Annotated in this window: 12 protein-coding genes and 1 riboswitch; of the genes, 3 read left to right on the forward strand and 9 right to left on the reverse strand. The window is 42.3% G+C overall.

The genetic code is table 11. The annotated features are described in order from the left end of the window. Window positions 1–35: 35 nt before the first annotated feature. From AAEY98_RS09295 to AAEY98_RS09305, 3 genes are all read right to left on the reverse strand, one after another. Complete coding sequence (locus AAEY98_RS09295) at window positions 36–1154, reverse strand: succinylglutamate desuccinylase/aspartoacylase family protein (protein ID WP_351016484.1); 1119 nt, start codon at window positions 1152–1154, stop codon at window positions 36–38. A 4-nt stretch (window positions 1155–1158) separates the two neighbouring features. Continuing rightward, window positions 1159–2538: a lysine-sensitive aspartokinase 3 gene (gene lysC, locus AAEY98_RS09300; RefSeq protein WP_182743536.1), complete on the reverse strand. Its 1380-nt coding sequence runs from the start codon at window positions 2536–2538 to the stop codon at window positions 1159–1161. Between the two features lie 134 nt (window positions 2539–2672). Beyond that, window positions 2673–2847: riboswitch (Lysine riboswitch) on the reverse strand. A 240-nt stretch (window positions 2848–3087) separates the two neighbouring features. Continuing rightward, window positions 3088–3567 (reverse strand): DUF3293 domain-containing protein, encoded by a 480-nt coding sequence (locus AAEY98_RS09305; protein ID WP_101086204.1) that lies wholly within the window; start codon window positions 3565–3567, stop codon window positions 3088–3090. 675 nt (window positions 3568–4242) lie between these two features. Here AAEY98_RS09305 and arcA point away from each other — a divergent pair. Further along, window positions 4243–4959, forward strand: coding sequence for a two-component system response regulator ArcA (arcA, locus tag AAEY98_RS09310; protein ID WP_011636021.1), 717 nt, complete (start codon window positions 4243–4245; stop codon window positions 4957–4959). 89 nt (window positions 4960–5048) lie between these two features. On the opposite strand, the gene AAEY98_RS09315 is transcribed toward arcA, so the two are convergent. Further along, window positions 5049–7346: a S9 family peptidase gene (locus AAEY98_RS09315; protein WP_502959638.1), complete on the reverse strand. Its 2298-nt coding sequence runs from the start codon at window positions 7344–7346 to the stop codon at window positions 5049–5051. A 172-nt stretch (window positions 7347–7518) separates the two neighbouring features. On the opposite strand from AAEY98_RS09315, the gene AAEY98_RS09320 reads away from it, so the two are divergent. After that, complete coding sequence (locus tag AAEY98_RS09320) at window positions 7519–8511, forward strand: class 1 fructose-bisphosphatase (protein ID WP_162022250.1); 993 nt, start codon at window positions 7519–7521, stop codon at window positions 8509–8511. A 206-nt stretch (window positions 8512–8717) separates the two neighbouring features. Further along, window positions 8718–9929, forward strand: a complete 1212-nt coding sequence (locus tag AAEY98_RS09325; protein WP_351016488.1) for a hypothetical protein — start codon at window positions 8718–8720, stop codon at window positions 9927–9929. A 238-nt stretch (window positions 9930–10167) separates the two neighbouring features. On the opposite strand, the gene AAEY98_RS09330 is transcribed toward AAEY98_RS09325, so the two are convergent. The 5 genes from AAEY98_RS09330 to AAEY98_RS09350 form a co-directional block, all read right to left on the reverse strand. Beyond that, window positions 10168–11427, reverse strand: a complete 1260-nt coding sequence (locus AAEY98_RS09330; protein WP_101086208.1) for a dicarboxylate/amino acid:cation symporter — start codon at window positions 11425–11427, stop codon at window positions 10168–10170. 407 nt (window positions 11428–11834) lie between these two features. Further along, complete coding sequence (locus AAEY98_RS09335; RefSeq protein WP_351016491.1) at window positions 11835–12827, reverse strand: DUF7281 domain-containing protein; 993 nt, start codon at window positions 12825–12827, stop codon at window positions 11835–11837. Beyond that, window positions 12815–14035 carry a phosphoenolpyruvate carboxylase gene (locus tag AAEY98_RS09340; protein ID WP_182743532.1) on the reverse strand — a complete coding sequence of 407 codons (1221 nt, stop codon included), beginning with the start codon at window positions 14033–14035 and terminating at the stop codon, window positions 12815–12817. The genes AAEY98_RS09335 and AAEY98_RS09340 overlap by 13 nt, the downstream gene beginning before the upstream one ends. Next, on the reverse strand, window positions 14032–14685 hold the full coding sequence (locus tag AAEY98_RS09345) for a condensin complex protein MksE (protein WP_162022246.1): 654 nt from the start codon (window positions 14683–14685) through the stop codon (window positions 14032–14034). Before AAEY98_RS09345 ends, AAEY98_RS09340 begins: the two co-directional genes overlap by 4 nt. Beyond that, window positions 14685–18404, reverse strand: coding sequence for an ATP-binding protein (locus AAEY98_RS09350; RefSeq protein ID WP_351016494.1), 3720 nt, complete (start codon window positions 18402–18404; stop codon window positions 14685–14687). Before AAEY98_RS09350 ends, AAEY98_RS09345 begins: the two co-directional genes overlap by 1 nt. Window positions 18405–18663 lie beyond the last annotated feature (259 nt).

Genomic DNA, 18663 nt, shown 5'->3' on the forward strand with positions numbered 1-18663 from the left:
CAGGCGTTTTTGTTTTACTTAGCCAAAGCAGTTAATCAACTAGGCTGTAATGGAAACACATTAGTCATCACCTTATACAACTCTGTGCCTTGGAGTACCGACGCAGAAGCAAAATGCAAAATAGGCACACAATCCATGGGTAAACTAATGGCTTGGTAAGCCTGTTCAGTACCATACAAATCTATGCGTAAAATGTTCGCTAAAGGTTTGCCTGCGGTTAATGGTTCACCGACACTGGCACAATATTCAATTAAGCCAGCTTTAGGTGCATGAAACTTCTTATAATCCTTCAAGTAACACCCAAATCTTTCCATACTGGCTGGATAAACTTTTTCAGCAATCACGCCACGGTGACTTAAATAAGCCAGTATGCCTTTGGCATCCTCTAACGCGTCAGCTAAATCAATCCGCTCTTGGCTTGCAAGCTCTAAGGTAAATGCTGACACAGGTACCGAAAATTCACGGCCTTGACTGGCTGCATACTCGGTTAACTGCCACCAAGGGCAAAAGGTAGCTTCATCCATCGCGCCACCAAAACTATTGGGGATAACCAAGGTATACGGGATCGAGAAAAATCTCGCCGCATCAATATCATACTCAGGGCAGTACAAGTGTTTGCACGACTTAGGGCCGGTATGCAAATCAAGCACTATGTCTGCTTGATGTGCCATAGCCTGTAAATTTACTGCTAACCGATGACCTGTTGAAATCCCAAAAGAATGAGTTAGGCGCGCCAGGCAAGTTTCTACCAACATTGAATGATAGGCGCAAAACAGCTCACTATTGGTTAAACGTTGGTGCTCGGCATACCAAGTTTGAATATCGACTTGATGATCAAAGTACTCGCGGTTCCAATTAACCCCTGTAATGGGATCAAAACGCCCTAGAGTAAACTCACCACTCTTTTGATTAATCCCTAAAGGATTGGCTAAGGGGGCAAGCGTAATATCACCTAAAACCTGGTAACCTTCCAATAAGGTCATCAGTTGATAAATCACCGCATTACCTTGCACTTCAGCACCATGAACATTGGCCTGAATATAGACACTCGGCGCAGAATTATCACTACCAATGAATGAATATATTGGAACGGTCAATGCGTGTCCTGTCGCCAGTTCTCCAACTTGAACTGACGATTGTATTGCTTTAGTCATATGATTACTCAAACAAGTTTTGGTGCAAGGCATTAACCACTTGCGCCGCTTCCGACTCTGCAACCAACACACATAAATTATGTGGGCTGGCGCCTTGGCAAATCATCCGAACATTATGGTTTTCAAGCACTTTAAACACCCTACTACAAATGCCAGCCGTTGATGCTATGCGATTACCGATGATGGCGATTAACGCTAAATCTTCCTCGACTCTTACACGACAATGTTGCGATAACTCTTGTAATAACGACTCACTGAGTAAGCCCTGGCCACTTGAATCTGAACCCGTTTTATCTAGGGTTAACGATACGTTAACTTCCGAGGTAGTGATTAAATCGACGGATATTTTGTGTCGCGCTAAGGTCGCGAACGTTTCAGCCAAAAAGCCCTGAGCATGTAACATTTGCAAGCTATGCAAGTTAAGTAAAGTTTGATCACGGCGTAACGCCACCGCTCTAAACACTGGGGTATCTTCAACTTGATGACGGATCCAAGTTCCGCCCATTTCAGGCGCTTTACTTGAACCTACAAACACCTGAATTTTTTGTCTTACTGCCGGTAAGATGGTGGCGGGATGCAATACTTTAGCGCCAAAGGTCGCCATCTCAGCCGCTTCATTAAAGCTAATTTCAGCAATCGGGCGGGCATTGGGGGCAAGGCGTGGGTCAGTGGTATAAATACCGGCCACATCGGTCCAAATCTCAACCGCTGTAGCACGAAGCGCTTCGGCAAGTAATGCCGCCGAATAGTCACTACCACCACGGCCTAATGTTGTTGTTCGTCCCTCTTCATCCGCACCAATAAAGCCTTGGGTAACGATAACGTAACGCGCAAGTAATGGCTGTAAAAAGTCACCTGCTAACATTGAAATAGCTTCAATTTGTGGCTCTGCGCGACCAAAGTGACTGTCGGTACGTAATACTTGACGCACATCAAAATGATTTGAAGCAGTGCCCTTTTCCCGAATAACCGCAGAAAATAAAATCGATGAACATTGCTCTCCCGTCGACAGTAACTCGTCCATAACCGCTTTGCTGCGATTCAGCTCTAACGATTCGCTGAGTACTGACATCCGGCTGAGTATTTTATCAATACTGGCTGCCACGTCTTGCGGACGACCGAGTTCATCTAATATCGCATATTGAATTTGAGCAATTTGCTTAAGCAATACCAAGCGACGCTCGTCATTCACATTAGCTTGAGTTAACTCAACTAATAAATTGGTCACTCCGCTGGAGGCGCTTACTACCACAAGGCGAGTAGCTTGGTTAGCCAACACAATATCTGCACAACGGCTCATAGAGGCGTAATCAGCAACTGACGTGCCGCCAAATTTGGCAACGACTAATTCTGGGGTATCTATTTCAGACTGAACAAAGCTCATACTGATGCCTCCGCTGTTTGCGAAAGACTCAAAAATAAGATGTGATTTACTAACATGATATACGCTCCGAACACACTACGTTCGAAGAGCCTGGTGCTAAGATAACGCACCCTTATAGAAGGGAAACAGCAATCATCACCAGAAGCTCTCCACCAAAAAAATAGGTGACAATCGTTAGGATTCAGCCTAATCGACCGATATCAATGTTTGCCAAACAAACTGATACCTCGGCGCTAATCTCCATCATAAGTGGTCATCGGATTGGCATCCTCTCACTTACTACCTAGTTAACGCTCCTCTTCTGTTCCTCCCGAAGGAGGGAGTTGAAAATAGCAAAAAATACCCTATCAAGTCAATCAGCAAACACAGTAAAAATACACTGTTTTGATAAAAAATATCGCTGCAGTGAAATATTATGCGGCTGCGACTTCAGAGCAATGATTGTTCTCTATTACGAAAAAATGCCCATAAATATCCAAAAAACATAATTAACCGCAAATTACCGAGACAATCTAGTAAGTATTGTCTCAAGATAATGTGTTAATTATTTTATCGCAGCTGTGCAGTTTTAATTACGTCATTATTTACCCAGTTATACGAACCTATCTCTGGCAACTCACTCACCATCCTTAATCGGTGATTAAAAATTCCCATATCAACTTCAGGTTTGATGCTATCAAGGCATGCAATCAAAGATAGCAAACCTTGATTAACGTAGTAAATTGCATGTTGATTAAATTCTCGACCAAGCTCAACAGCTTGTTCTTTATCAATAAAAATAGCCCAGCTCTTTTCCATATGTGACAAATCAGGTGCTGCACCGATTAACGCACGATAGGGACGATTATATTGTTGAATTTTAAATTGAAGCTGACGATCGAGTAAGCGATTTTGACTAGGAGAGAGTCTTGAACCACGGGGGTTATGGGCAGTAACAATAGCAAATGGGAAATCATGAGAAAGGCGTTGAGTAAACAAAAAATGAGTACTTTGATACTCATTCCACAATGTATCTATAACATTTTCCATAATAAATTTTCGTCAATTAAGCCAGAATTAGTCTAGCAGATAGGTTTGATTTCTAAAAGGTTTACGATCTAAATCAGCAGTACTATATTAGAAAACCATTAATTATTATCATCTTAGCAAGGTTAATCTTTCATATACTCGAGTGTTATATTAATTTTTTAACATTTAATTTGTTAACAAATGCCTAAAACGAGTACAATAACCATTACGCACTATTAAATCACTGTAGCAAAGTTAGCTACATACACCTCAAAAACTCAGCAAATGTTGTTGTGAGTGTGATGATTTTTTGATGTAAAGTTTACAGTCGTACTAAATTTGTTCTACATTTGATAAAACATTAATACGATTAAATAAGTTTGCAATAGAAGGAACTATCTTTCTAAATGGCATTCATAGTAAGTAAGCTTAAGTGCAACAAATTTTACACCATCATGAATAAGTGCAAACGCGTGCCTTGGCGTAGTGGTAATTAATCGACGTAAGCAGACTCAGTAACCAGTATTAAGTGTTACATAATAGAGTTTATAGAGAGTGTTTAATTCAGGGTAGACATAGATAAACACCAAAAAATATCGGAATCTTAGCGCATTAGCTAAAGCGCTATTGCAATCTATTAGCACACAGTTCGCAAACAGTGGCTAGAATCGAATTTTATAAAATCAGGTAAATATCATGCAAAATCCGCACATTTTAATTGTTGAAGATGAAGCTGTAACTCGTAATACATTACGCAGTATTTTTGAAGCTGAAGGTTATGTTGTCACTGAAGCTAACGACGGCGCAGAAATGCATAAAGCCATGCAAGACAATAAGATTAATCTTGTTGTTATGGATATTAATTTACCAGGCAAAAACGGCTTATTATTAGCTCGTGAGCTACGTGAAATTAATAACATCGGTCTTATTTTCTTGACTGGCCGTGATAACGAAGTTGATAAGATTCTAGGTCTTGAAATTGGTGCAGATGATTACATCACTAAACCATTCAACCCTCGCGAATTAACGATCCGTGCTCGTAACCTATTAACTCGCGTTAATAATGCTGCCGCAGAAACTGAAGAAAAAGGTTCTGTTGAGTATTACCGTTTTAACGGTTGGAGCTTAGAAATCAATAGCCGTTCTTTGGTTAACCCACAAGGTGAAGCTTATAAGCTACCACGCAGCGAGTTCCGTGCGATGCTTCACTTTGTTGAAAACCCAGGTAAGATTTTAACTCGTGCTGACTTGTTGTTAAAAATGACTGGCCGTGAATTAAAGCCTCATGACCGCACCGTTGATGTGACAATACGTCGCATCCGTAAGCACTTTGAAAGCTTGCCTGATACGCCAGAAATCATCGCGACAATTCACGGTGAAGGCTATCGTTTTTGTGGTGACTTAGAAGCGTAATCTTTTAAGGTTAACCGCAATAAAAAACCAGGTGAATCACCTGGTTTTTTTATATCTGCTTTTTCGTTAATCCTTTAACACAATAGTGATTACTTCAGCTGTTGATCTAAAAATGCCGCTAATGATTTATATAAATGATTACGCACTTTCTCGCCACGCATTGAATGCTTAGACCCTGGGTAATCCATCATTTGGAATAACTTACCCTCATCTTGCAACGCTTTATATACTCTAGTGCTGTTTTCAAACAGAACGTTATCATCAGCCATACCGTGATACATCAATAATCCCGATTGATAATTTTTGACATAAGGTAAAATACTGCTGGCGTCGTAACCTTTTTTATTGGTTTGCGGGTTCCCCATATAACGCTCAGTATAATGAGTGTCGTACAAACGCCAATCCGTTACTGGCGCACCCGATATTGCCGCTTTAAAATAACCCGGCGCCTTAAACTGACTCATCAACGCCATATAACCACCATAACTGTGACCATAAATAGCAACATTGTCACCATCAATAAACGGCAAGCTACGTAAGTAATCAACGCCAACTTTTTGATCGTTTACTTCAGCATCACCCATGTTTTGATAAATGACATGTTCAAATTGCGTGCCTCGGTGCGCTGAGCCACGATTATCTAATTGAAATACCGCATAGCCTTGCTGCAGTAAATATTGAGTAAAATAATCTGCCTCGCTCCAGCTATTGACCACTAACTGAGCATGCGGTCCACCATATACGCGCACCACAACCGGATACTGTTTAGCGGCATCAAAAGGCACCGGTTTAAACAGTCTGTATTGTAATGCTTGACCATCTTCAGCTGTTAATTGACCAAAATCAGGCATTTGCCATAAACCAGCATAATCATAAAGCGGATGATTTTTATCAATGTCATTTTGCTCAACCCAAGCTAACTGCTTGCCAGAATCATTGTGTAAACTTATCTGCGGCGGCTGCTGTAAACTACTAAAGTAATCTAAATAAACGGGCTTTTTATCCGCAAATACAGCTTCATGCATACCCGATGCTTGGCTAATTCGCTCAATGGAATCCATGCCCTTATTGAGATTAACCCGATACAAATGACGTTCAACAACACTGTCTTTACGACCGCTAAAATATACCCAACCCGTTGCTTCATCGACATACTCAAGCGCATCAACAGCCCAATCACCTTGGGTTAATTGCTTAAGTTGTTTGCCCTGTAAGTCAAATAAATACAGATGATTAAATCCATCACGCTCAGAGCCCCAAATAAAGGCCGCTTGTTGCTTTAGGAAGTGTAAATCATTGTTTAAATTTACCCATGCTTTGCTGCGCTCTTCAATCACCGTTTTAACTTGTGTCGGCTGAGAGATTGCAGCAATGCGTAAATCCAACGTTTGTTGATCGCGGCTTTGCCATTGGAACGACACATGCTGGCTGTCGGGTAGCCAATCTACGCGAGGTAAATACATGTCTTTTTGTTTGCCTAAATCAATCCAGCTAATAATGCGATCTTTTAAGGTCACGACACCCAGTGCGATCTCAACATTGGCTTTGCCTGCATAAGGGTAACGCTGCTCGGTTAATTTAATCCCCTCGGCGTAAATTTCATTACGAGTCACTAACTCCACACCCGTTTCATCAATACGAGTAAAGGCAATTGCAGACTCATCGGGCGCCCACCAATAACCTGTCATACGGTCCATTTCTTCTTGGGCGACAAACTCTGCCATAGCATTTTTAATCGGCCCTTTACCGTCTGTGGTGAGTGCTGTTACTTTTTGGTTATCCAATGACAATACAAATAAGTTTTGATCGCGTACAAACGATACAAAGTGACCTTTCGGAGACAAACGCGCATCGGTTGCAAAACCGTCACCGGTTGCAAGCTCAGCCACTTTATTACTGGCAACGTCATATAAATACAACTTACCCGCTGCAGGGATTAAAATATGTTGGCTGTCTTCAGACCAGAAATACTCCATGATCCCTTGGCCGTAAATACGTTGACGCTCTCGTCGAGCTTTTTCTTCATCAGACAGTTCTCCTGCCTCTAATTGATCAGCATTAATCAGTACACTGCGCTTACCAGTCGCGATATCCATTTGCCATAAATCATACAAATGTTGATTATCAGCACGGCTTGATAAATAAGTTACACGTTTTCCGTTAGGCGATAAGGCCAACCCGCGGGGGCTAGAACCCGCTAAGGCTGGTGACGCATGAATACGTTCGATGGTCAGTGGTGTAGTGCTACCGTTGATCGCAGTCAGTGTTGCGGTGGTTGATGAGTTCATGATGCTGCCTTTAGCGGTTGCTGAAAAAAACGGGCTAGTAAAAAGGAGTGGCACGGCAGACACTGCCGCTAAAGCATGATGCTTCCATGTTATTGTCATTATTAATCCTTGGGGCAATTCAATCCGCCCACATTTTGCCTCAATTTACAGTAAAACCAAAACCCCAGATAACAATCGCTGAAATTAGCGCCATTGTGGGGTATGATTTGCACATAACTGATAAGAATTAACAACATCGACCTTAACCTCGCAAAATCTCATAGGAAAAATCATGCAGACTTTGGCACAAACCCTTAGCGCACAAGCCGTAAACGCCTCTTTAACACAACTACTATTAACCTTAGCTGACACCTCAAAAGCCATTAGTGGTGCGGTTCGTCACGGTGCATTAGCGGGTGTTTTGGGTGCAACAGAGCAAGAAAACATTCAAGGCGAAACCCAGAAAAAACTGGATGTGATCACCAATGACATGCTTAAAGATGCCCTTAAAACCGATGGCAATGTACGTGGTTTAGCGTCTGAAGAAGAAGATTATGTGGTTGAGGTGAACGCTAAAGGTGAATACCTAGTGTGTTTTGATCCACTCGATGGCTCATCAAATATCGATATAAACTCATTAGTGGGCACTATTTTTTCGGTATTACCAGCACCTACCGGAGAGTTAAACGAACAAAGCTTTTTACAAGCTGGCCGCAAACAAGTTGCTGCGGGTTATGTGTTGTATGGCCCATCAACCATGATGGCGCTAACCACTGGTCAAGGCACTCAGTTTTATACTCTTGCTCCAGACAGCCAAGAGTTTCTTCTGACCGACAATAACGTGCAAATAACCCCGGACACCGCCGAGTTTGCCATTAATATGTCAAACCAGCGTTTTTGGGAAGCACCAATGCAAACCTATATTGCCGATTTATTACTCGGAGAAATAGGACCTCGAGCGCAATCATTTAATATGCGTTGGATTGCTGCAATGGTAGGTGATGTGCATCGGGTATTGTGTCGTGGTGGGATTTTCTCTTACCCGACAGACAATAAAAACCCAGCCAAACCGTTTAAGTTACGCTTAATGTATGAAGCCAACCCAATGGCATTACTAGTTGAGCAAGCTGGCGGTAAAGCATCAACAGGTTATGAAACTATTTTGGACATTCAGCCAACCGAAATCCATCAGCGCGTTGCGGTAATTTTAGGTAGCGCAAACGAAGTTGATACTTGCTTGAGCTATCACGGTATTGATTACAGCGAAGAGCCATCAATTGATTAATTGATTATGCTGTAAAAAAACCGCCTTTTGGCGGTTTTTTCATTTATGCGCTGCAGTTGAGCTCATTGATGATCTCACTGACGCGAATAAACACAGTTAACCAAAATACAAATTTGAATCATTAGGCACCAGTAAAGAATCATTTCTTTACAATAACTTAAATACCCACTAAGTTATTTTCAGGATATTAATTAAGGAATATAACGATGCCGCCCGCCAAACCATCGAATAAAAAAAAATATATTGCGGCTATTTTACTCTTACTGCTTATTAGCATGAGTGCTTATGCTTATCTGATGTCCACTAAAGCCCCTGCAATAGAAATTGGCACTATTTTAGTACTTCCGGTGCAACTCGCGACAGACAACACAGACTCGCAATGGAATCGCTATGCCGCAATGGATGTGCTTATCCATCAGCTAAATGTCGGTATTAGTTACCCATTACTGCAAACCGAAGATATTATAAATATCATCTCGCTTATCGCTAATGACCACTTGAGCCAAGCTGCCGATATTAAGCAATTAATGGCCATCTCCGGTGCGGGACTGGTGATTGAATCCAACATTACCGGCGCCAATAATCAATATCAATTAGCGTTTACATTACATCAGCAGCATCATACAGAAGCAGGAGTCGTTAACGCTTCAAGCATCGAGCAAGTATTATCAGCTGCAGCAAAGATGATTACTCAGCGGCTCAATCCACAACACAGTTTACAAAATAATTTACAACAGAATCAACAAGATAACAAGACAGAAACTCAATACCATTCACGTCTTAGTTCCCCCCTGTTGTTCAATGCAATGACACAACTACAACTTAGCGACATTAAAGCTGCTGAGCAGCACTTATCCAAGCTCATAAAATCCACACCCGATAACTTAGTTGCCATACGTCTGCTAGCCAGCATCCAATTGCAGCAACATCAATATCAACAGCTTAATACCACATTGATAGCAGCAATCGATCTAGCTACACATCAGCAAGATGAGCGAGAGCTAGCCAGACTAAGATTGTTATTAGCGCAAAGCTATACCGAAACCGACAGGATAGAACAAGCATTAGGTGTACTTACCATTGCCAAAACCAATGCTGCTAAAGTGAAAGACTGGCTAACATTAGGTTATATTTCACAGCTTGCCGGCATGATAAACCAGCGCATAAGTCGCAATGATGAAGCCAGAGAGCAGTTTAAAAAAGCCATTGAATATCATCAAATGATGAACTATCCCATCGGGCAAACACAGGCGCTGAATGAATTGGCTGAACTTGAGGTGATTGAGTTTAACTACCCACAAGCTTATCGCTATATTAATCGCTCTTATGAACAGGTCGCTCATCGCGGTTTAGATGATTTAGAAAAAACGACATTCAAGCTGATGACTAAGATAGAAAATAAAATGCAGCATAGATAGCATCTACTATATTCGACACAACAGGTTCGTCAATTTAAAGCCTTAAGCATATGACCTTAAACATAAGGCCTTAGACATAAGATCTTAGACAGAAGGCCTTAGACATGAGGCCTTAGACATGAGGCCTTAGACATGAGGCCTTAGACATGAGGCCTTAGACATGAGGCCTTAAAAAAACACCTTAGACATAAAAATGGCCTGCTATGCAGGCCATTTTATTCATACTGCTAAACGGATCTTACACTTCCTCAGCGGTAGTTTTTGCAGCCTCAAGCTGATGCGCTTGTTCAGTTTGATCAACAATGGTTAATACCGCAGTATCACCGACCACATTACATGAGGTTAACACCATATCAATAATACGGTCTAATGCAGCAACAATCACAAATGCTTCTGCTGGTAAGCCTAATTGGTAAATCAATACCCCAATCATCACCATTCCACCACCAGGAACACCACCAGCACCCACCGAAAGTAAAAATACGCTAAACAATAACGATGGAATTTGATCATTACTGATTGGCATACCAAAGGCGTTCGCAACGAAGAAAATCGCAATAGTAATATAAATCGACACCCCGCCCATGTTCATGGTTGCACCCAGTGGCACACCAAAACCAGCCACCGCTTTGCTCACACCTAGCTTGTCAGTAAGGGTACGCATGGTTACCGGAATAGTGGCGTTTGAGCTAGCAGTAGACAATGAAAAGAGAATTTGTTCTTGAGTTTTTTCTCTGAAAGTCTTCGCTGAAATAGGAGTGAACAGGCTGACCGAATATGGATATACGATAAAAATCCAAATCAATAACAGAGCCAAAATAAGCACTAAATATTCAACAACACTGACAAAAATTTCAGGTTCTAAGGTTGCGCCTAATTTAAACATTAAGGCGAATACACCGTATGGCGCTAAACTCATTACCACTGAAATTAAGCGCATCATTATTTTATTGGCGGTTTGAAATCCTTTAACTGCTCCCTCAACCGATTGCCCCATTGATTTAATGACACCACCCATTAATAGCGCCATAAAAATCACTTGCAACATATTGCCAGAGGTAAAAGCTGAAAACGGATTGTTTGGTACTATACTCACAATTAACGACATTAAATCAGGCAGTTCTGTGGCGGTAATATCCAGTGAACCGTTGCTCGACATATCCACGCCTTTACCGGGCTCAAATATCATTGCGACGGTAAAAGCAGCTAAAATCGCGACCATGGTATTAATGATATAAAACCCAAAGGTTTTACCCCCTAAACGACCAAAGCTTTTTAAATCTTGTAACTCACACACACCACACACAATACTCACAAACACCAGTGGAACTACTAGCATCATAATCATATTGACGAACATGGTGCCAATACCACTTGCTAGGCTAACTAACGTGCCACCAAAAAAAGCATTATCGGCCAGTAAAAACTGTACCATGCTACCAAGCAGAACCCCAAAAAATAGACCGATAAAGATCCGTGCTGAAAGTGATTTTGTCATCTATAAATTTCCCTTCGAAATGGCAACTTCTGTTGCTAATTATTGTTATACCAATCCTGGTGCTTATTCTTTTCGAGCGCTGAAATACTGAGACATAGCGCAATATATTTCAATCACCTTATGAACAAAAGTGATGACTTAATCGTCGCTTAACAAGCATGCAATATAAAAGCTAAAAATAACAATAGATTATAGACTTAGTTAATCACTAACGATGGTATAACCAGTAATAGATTTAGGACGGAAACGGCTAAAATCTGTGCGTATAGCCATAAAAATCAAGCAGACAGCGAGAGTAACAATCAATTTGAAGGTTTTACTTGGCGGTTGAGTGAGCTCAACTCGGTTTAATAAATGGGGTTAGCTGGCTCAATCAGTGTAGTGTTTTTTTATTCTGCACAGTGGTTTTATTCTGAACAGTGGATATTAAGTAACGTCAGTGACATCGATTTGGCTAACATGTGCTGCTGTTTAATGCTCACGCAATGTTGTCCGAGCCATTGCACTAACGCTAACCACTGCGGATTATATATGACTGATTGGACGGAAAATTGAGAATCTGATTTATCGCCAGAATGTGCATTTCGATACAAATTATTAAGATAAGCCCATTGCTTGTGTTGTTTATGAAAATCATCCGTCGAATTTATCTGGGCTAACGCTAATAACTTATCAGGCGACTCTAATGCAAGTTGCGGCACTATTATGCTGCAGCAAGACTCAAGGGTATTGGCAATCATTAACCCTGCTGGATCAAGGTCAGTAAAGCCAATGACATTGATATTGAGTGATTCAAGTAAGTGTAAAAAACGTTTTCGGCCTGCTGGCGAATAGTCATGGCTACCTCGATACAACACCATGCAGTTATTGATGACAGCCTGTAACTCTGGGGTAAATAAGTTGGCAAAAAAGTGATCAAAACTGTCGAGATTTTCGACCACGATGAGGTTCGTTAGATTGAGTCGTTGGCAAAGCGCGATTGCACTATCGACCTTTAACCGCAGTGAACAATTATGTACAGATAATAAATCGGCAACTGAACCTGACGCTAAATCAGTCACTTGGTCTTGAGATAAGTTAGGTGCCAGCTTAATTAATACATAGTCAGCTTCAGGGCTGATATTAGCGTATTTCTCATTAGCACTGAGTTGTGACATCTGCTGGCGGGGCACATCAAAATCAAGGGCCAGAATATCTAAACCCGAATCAATTTGGGCCATGTTACGCAGTAAAACATAATCGTTGGCGGTCAAATACAGGTATTTGTCAGTACCATCGGTCTCACCTATTTGCCACAATTGATACAATTTTTTCCAATCGGCAGTGAACTTCACCCGCGGCAAGCGCTGCTTTGCCGCGTGTTCCATTAGCTGTAACTGTCTTTTGCTTAGGCTAGCCATAACTCAACATCGTTAATGATAAAGTTACCGCTATAAACCGGATCGGGTTTTCCTATCGGTTCAAGCTCAAAATAATTTTTATGCTCATCGGCTAGGCCTTCATAACCGCCAATGACTTGATAAAGCCAACTTTCAGCATCCCATGTTAATTGCTTCTCTTGCAAATAGCTTAATGCCGATTGACGTAAACCGGAATCAATCACTTCACAAAAATATTCATCCACGGCTATTTTAAGTGGGTTTTCAGGGATATCAAAATCCTCACTGTCACCCATTTCAAAGGTCACATTATGCTCACGCAATGCCGCTGGTAATGAGTCGCGACTAATGGCTTTAACTTGTGCCACTAACCCCATCAGTTCTAGTTCGTGATGAGGGTTAGACACATCAACACTTGCAGGGGCTATAAGCGCCTCAGCACAATTAAATAATACCGGTACTGCTTTATGCACTACATGGTTTTCAGGTTGATAATCAGGATGCATGCTGGTGTGCAGTAACCAACCTTTTAGTAATCGGGTGCGCCCTTGTATTTGCCTAAATCGCCCAAGTAACTCATATAATCTCGCTTGGACAATACTCAACTCTTGGGTACATTGACTTAAGGTTTCTTGCAAACTGGTCATCAATAAACGGCGCAATTCACGGATATCGCCAGCAATTTCACCTAACTCGCTAAATTGAAACATCTCTAAGCCGTTTAGTAGCTCTGACACCTGGCTTTGGGCTAACTCGTTTTCGCGAATTTTGGCACTTATAGTCCCAACATAACCAAATTCGTTGTTAATTCGGCTCCATAGCACCCGAATTGAATAACGTAAACTGTCGGTAAAGCTATACACATGTTCATTTAAATCGGCTAAATAGGCTTCTGCAGCACTAAAATCCACATCACGGCGCGCCTCTTTATAATGATCGGCTAAGGTTTTTATTGTCGCTAGCGCGGAGCCGACGTTGGCATCAATCTGTCGATTACGTTCGTCGCTTAATGCTTCTTCCAATAATGCCCGCACCGAACGCTTTAAGCGCAGTTCTTGATCCGGTTCTGGTCGCCATAAAATGCCACTTTTTTTCAGCTTTTCGATAACGCCAGCATCATGAGCTGTGTCGTTAACCGATCCTGCCAAATATGCATCCATGACAACATCGGCATGACGCCCAAGTTGTTTGAGCAGCTTTACCCCGGCTTGGTGTAAGTTACTGCTCATATCAAGTCCCTTTGGGTCGCGGTTTCTGCCTGAGCCTCAAGACTTAAGCCTTCGGTCTCATCAATAAAGCGGATCACTTCGTATAGATAATCTAACTTACCCGTGGCGATATAAATCTGTTTTTCGCTATTGGGTTTGGTTAAATAACCCAGTTCCACTAAGCGCTTAAACACCAACTTAATTTGGCCGTCAACGTTAGTACTGCTTGAACCGAATAATCGGTAATGGCTCAACTTAGTGAGTTGCTCTCTAAAAGCTGGCGTGTCTTCAATACGCGCTTGTAAATCGGTTAAGCGGATCGGCGCGCCTTCGCTCAGCGGTGCATCTTGGCCACTGGCTTCTTGCACTAATACCAGCCACTCCACTAATGGAATAAGGCCTGAACAAATATCTTTAAATTGCGATGAAATAACTTTGCGCTCAACTTCGCCGAGCTGCAAATAACCACAAAAAAAGACTTCACCCTCACCAGCACTGGCAATGGTGCGATTAATTTGGTTTAGGTAGGTTTCAACTCTGTCGCGAGTGCTGTTGTTTTTTAATGCCCGCCAACCGTCTTCATTGGTCACTCGGCAAATAAACTCACCACGCAACAATTGCTCTATTAATGCGCCAGTACCTACTAAGATAGTTTCAGTCGATTCAGACATTAGATGTGCTCCTTAGCAGTTTCAGCGCGAGTCATTTCCGCCGTAGGCATTTCGGTTTTAGTGTTACGTTGCGATAAACGGGCCGCTAACGGATTGGCTTTAGGTTTAACGACCTGCAGCTTTTTAGTTTGCTTATTAATGATGTAACGGTTAGCAAATAGACTTAGCACTTCAGATTCAGGATTTGGGAAAGCCCCTAATACACTGATATTGTTGTTCTCACAGGCATCGAAGATTTTCTTCACGTTAGTGTGATGTAGCGTACCTAACTCATCAATTGGCCAATGGATCGTGACATTGGCTTTGCCGCGCAATAAACGGGTGAAGGCCAATAAGAACTTACATAAAATAAGGTACGCCATACCATGACTTGAAGACTCGTTTAACTGACGGTCGGTACGAATAATTAAGTCGCTGTTACCTTCTTTTAAACGCAGTTCTATTTCTAACAGTTTCGCAATACCGCCGGTTAATGCTGCGCGGCCAATAATGTCTAATGCTCGGCGCATTGAGTTAGTGTAATGCTCGTCCGGTAGTTGGCTGAAACCATCTGCTTTCCACGCTTTAAAGGCTTTAACAAACACTTCAAGTTCAGGCCAAAACTCAAGTTCGCTAATACGTGAACGAATTCGCACTGCCGACTCTGATACTCCTTCGAGGAATAGCTCTTCACCCACTTCACGGGTAATACGCGCGCTTTGGCTGGCAATACGGCGGTCAATATCGGTTAATACATCATAGAATGCGGTTAAGTCGATACCAAAAATACGCCCTTGTTCGCGAATCGCCATTAACGATTGCGGCACCATCACATTCAATAACTGCTCAAGCTGTGGGACTAACTTGCGATAGTCGAGAAGGCGAATACCTTTGTCGTTAACAAAGCTCGACTCATCACGGGCCCGCTCCCAAAATTCGGCCAAATTTGAACCAGATTTGCTGGCAATGACCGAGTCAAAGTGTTCAACATATTGCTTAACAGAACCCATTAAGTAGTCACGCTTTAGCAATAAATCTTCGCCTTGGCGCAAACGCTCGCCAATGCTGCCCATCGCTTCATCGTTATTAGCTGGCAATTTGAGCTCAGCTAACTTGCGCATCACGGCGCGCAGCTTAGTGAGGTTTTCAGACGCCTCTACTTGGGCTGCATCACAGGCTTTACGTTCGGTTTCTAAGCTGTCTCTTCGGTGTTTTATTTCTGCCGTTTTCGCTTTTAGCAGTTGCTCCAATTCCAGCGTAGCGCGCTTAACATCAGTTAATTGCGTTTGCACTTTAGGCTTTCGAACAAGCCAGGTATGTTGATACCAATCATCAAAACGCAGCACTTCACTGCGGCGTTGTTCAGCATTACTGATGCAGGCTTCAAGATCGCGGATCTGTTTTTTAAGCGCCAAGATGGTGCCTTCATCAACACCACGCGACTTAAGCTCATTTTTGTACCAGGTTTCACCTGCTTTTTGCTCGATTTTTGCATTTGCACGGCGTTGTTCAATATTGGCTTTAATCTGGCCTAATTGATTATCAATGGCGCCGACCACTTCTTGCCAATAGGCATTTTTTTCCATGCGCGCTTCAAGCGCCTGCTCTTTTTGCTCGCTTAACCAACCAAGGTGCTGATTGCTAAGCAGCTTAAGTTCATTATCAAGTTGTACTAATCGCTTGCTCGAATCGGCTTTACGATCTGCCACAGCTTGATTGATTTTTTGTTGTTCGTTACGCTTCTCGTCAAACAGACGGCGTAAATCTTCACGGCTATTTTTGTACGCTGTACGGGCAAAGGTCAGTTCGCGGGTGATGCTATCGAGCGCCGTATTCATAGCAACCAGTTGATCTTCCGCTTCGGCATGCATTTCTTGAGCACTTTTTAGTGCTTCTTCTGCTTTAGCTAAACGAATACGTAAATCTTGCTCTGTGGCAGCATACTCTGGAACATCAATGGCTTTAAGATCGAGGTTAACCCCAAATAATGCTTCACTGCTGTCTTTGGTTAGGCTTGGGTGTAGATCGCTGCGATGCAACAACTCTGGCGCGATAACTTTACCAAAGGTGTGCTCCCAACCGTGGGCTTCTTTACGCAAAAACTCCAACAAGGTATGCGACTGTGGGAACAACATATGGTGCAGTTCTTCTTTGGCATTTTCTCTATCACTAACGCGAATACTGGATATACGCAGCGCTTCGTTAGCTTGGTCGCGCTTGGCCCGTTGTTTACGCTCTTCTGTGGTTAAACGATCGACCTTTTGATTACAGGTTTCTTGCTCTTCATCAGCTAGGCTTATGCGTTCATCGAAAATCGCTAAACGCATTTTTTCATCTTCGGTGTAAGTCACACCATCAACTTGATGCTTAAGCTCGGCAGCGGTTAATTTAAGTTGATATTCTTGTTCGCTAAATTTAGCTTTACCAGCATCAGTTTGTTCACGCCATTGCAGCTCTAGTTTAGCAATGTCGTCATTGGCAAGCTCACGTTGCTTATCACGCGCTTCACGTTGGGTGTCTTGCTCAAGATGTAGCGTTTCAAGTTCGCGATGTAATTGCTCAGCAATTTTGCTACGGCGGGCATTAAAGGCGGCTTCAATATCTTGGTGTTTTTCGGTTTGTAATTTATGACGCTCGTTAAGGTTTTCAACATCACTGCGCCAATTAGGCAAATTATCTAAATCAGCTTTGGCTTGTTCAATGTCGGCATCTAAAAAAGCAGCATGCTGGTCTTCAATGGCATTGAGTTCATCTTCAAATTTGCCAGCGTCACCTTTAGCGGCAGATAATTCCTGGTTTAACTCATCACGAACATCTTTCCACTCATCATCTAATAAACGCAACTTGAGGTTTAGTTCTTTACCATGAGTTTGGTTACGATCTTGGCGATCAGCTTCTAAGGTTTCGTCAGCGCGATAACCGCGCGATAAACTGGCTAAGCGTAACTCTGCGCTTAATAGCTGATTAAATTCTTGTTCGAGCTTTTCGTATTCGGGGCGGATTTGTTCAAAACCTTGCACCAGCTGACTTTCACGGATCCACGTTTCTACTCGTTGTGGATTCAGTCTAGACGTCGGTGGGTTTACCCCATCTTCTTCTAAAATGGCTGCGATCATTGATTTAACCGTTTCCATTTTGCCCTCTTTCGAGTGCACGGCTTTAGCGAGTTTTTCGATATGACGCAAGCTATGTTCGCCGTCACACAAAGAGAACTGACGCGCGTAAGTCCGCAGCTCATTGCGGTTACTGCCGGTATTTAATAAGCTACGATCGTTCTGGATTATCGCTCGAAACTCGCGAGTGTTTAACAAGTTTGTATGGGCTACGCCATCACGTTTTACTTCACGGCCCAACTCTGCCATTGAATGACAAATGATGGTGTCGCCATTACGCGACTTAATATAATGCTCTAACTCAAAAGCACGGCCAATAAAGCGGTAATTTACCCCTTTACCGTCACCCGCTGATGCTAAAACCGCTTGATAAAGTAAACCATCATCTTTTTGATATTCATAGATAATGTAGCTTGAGTCATGGGGTAAATACCAACGTTCGAAACTGTCACGCGTTGACGGCACCACACGGCTAGGGTACTCGCCATAAAATACCGGCACTAACCGTTGTAAGGTTGTTTTACCAGAGGCATTGGTACCACAAATATTAGTGTGACCATTTAATAACAGTTCGACCACACCGGGTAGGTGGGTATTAATTAACACGATTCTAATCAAGCTTGGCATGATAATCCTTTTCCAAACAGCTCACATTGCAGTGACAAAGAAGCAAAATACGGATGAAAAAATAACGTCTATTTATTCAATTTAAATAAAGTAAAACAAACGCAGGCTGGAGGCAATTTTCCCCCACAAAAATTGGCTTTATAATACGCTAAATAATTCAAAAATGGCGGCTAACAATGCAGCAAACAGCCAGAAACTGTTTATGTGCAACATATGTCGTCAGGCAGAGAGGATAAACACTGCGGAGCAGAAGGCTTTT

Source organism: Shewanella sp. AC91-MNA-CIBAN-0169 (genome assembly GCF_040310165.1).
Lineage (GTDB): Bacteria > Pseudomonadota > Gammaproteobacteria > Enterobacterales > Shewanellaceae > Shewanella.

Bases quoted from the DNA above. Each gene is read 5' to 3' on its own strand.
- lysC (WP_182743536.1), bottom strand. From the start codon at position 2,538: ATGAGCTTTGTTCAGTCTGAAATAGATACCCCAGAATTAGTCGTTGCC.
- AAEY98_RS09320 (WP_162022250.1), top strand. From the start codon at position 7,519: ATGCAGACTTTGGCACAAACCCTTAGCGCACAAGCCGTAAACGCCTCT.
- AAEY98_RS09295 (WP_351016484.1), bottom strand. From the start codon at position 1,154: ATGACTAAAGCAATACAATCGTCAGTTCAAGTTGGAGAACTGGCGACA.
- AAEY98_RS09345 (WP_162022246.1), bottom strand. From the start codon at position 14,685: ATGTCTGAATCGACTGAAACTATCTTAGTAGGTACTGGCGCATTAATA.
- AAEY98_RS09340 (WP_182743532.1), bottom strand. From the start codon at position 14,035: ATGAGCAGTAACTTACACCAAGCCGGGGTAAAGCTGCTCAAACAACTT.
- AAEY98_RS09315 (WP_502959638.1), bottom strand. From the start codon at position 7,346: ATGACAATAACATGGAAGCATCATGCTTTAGCGGCAGTGTCTGCCGTG.
- AAEY98_RS09335 (WP_351016491.1), bottom strand. From the start codon at position 12,827: ATGGCTAGCCTAAGCAAAAGACAGTTACAGCTAATGGAACACGCGGCA.
- AAEY98_RS09350 (WP_351016494.1), bottom strand. From the start codon at position 18,404: ATGCCAAGCTTGATTAGAATCGTGTTAATTAATACCCACCTACCCGGT.
- AAEY98_RS09305 (WP_101086204.1), bottom strand. From the start codon at position 3,567: ATGGAAAATGTTATAGATACATTGTGGAATGAGTATCAAAGTACTCAT.
- arcA (WP_011636021.1), top strand. From the start codon at position 4,243: ATGCAAAATCCGCACATTTTAATTGTTGAAGATGAAGCTGTAACTCGT.
- AAEY98_RS09330 (WP_101086208.1), bottom strand. From the start codon at position 11,427: ATGACAAAATCACTTTCAGCACGGATCTTTATCGGTCTATTTTTTGGG.
- AAEY98_RS09325 (WP_351016488.1), top strand. From the start codon at position 8,718: ATGCCGCCCGCCAAACCATCGAATAAAAAAAAATATATTGCGGCTATT.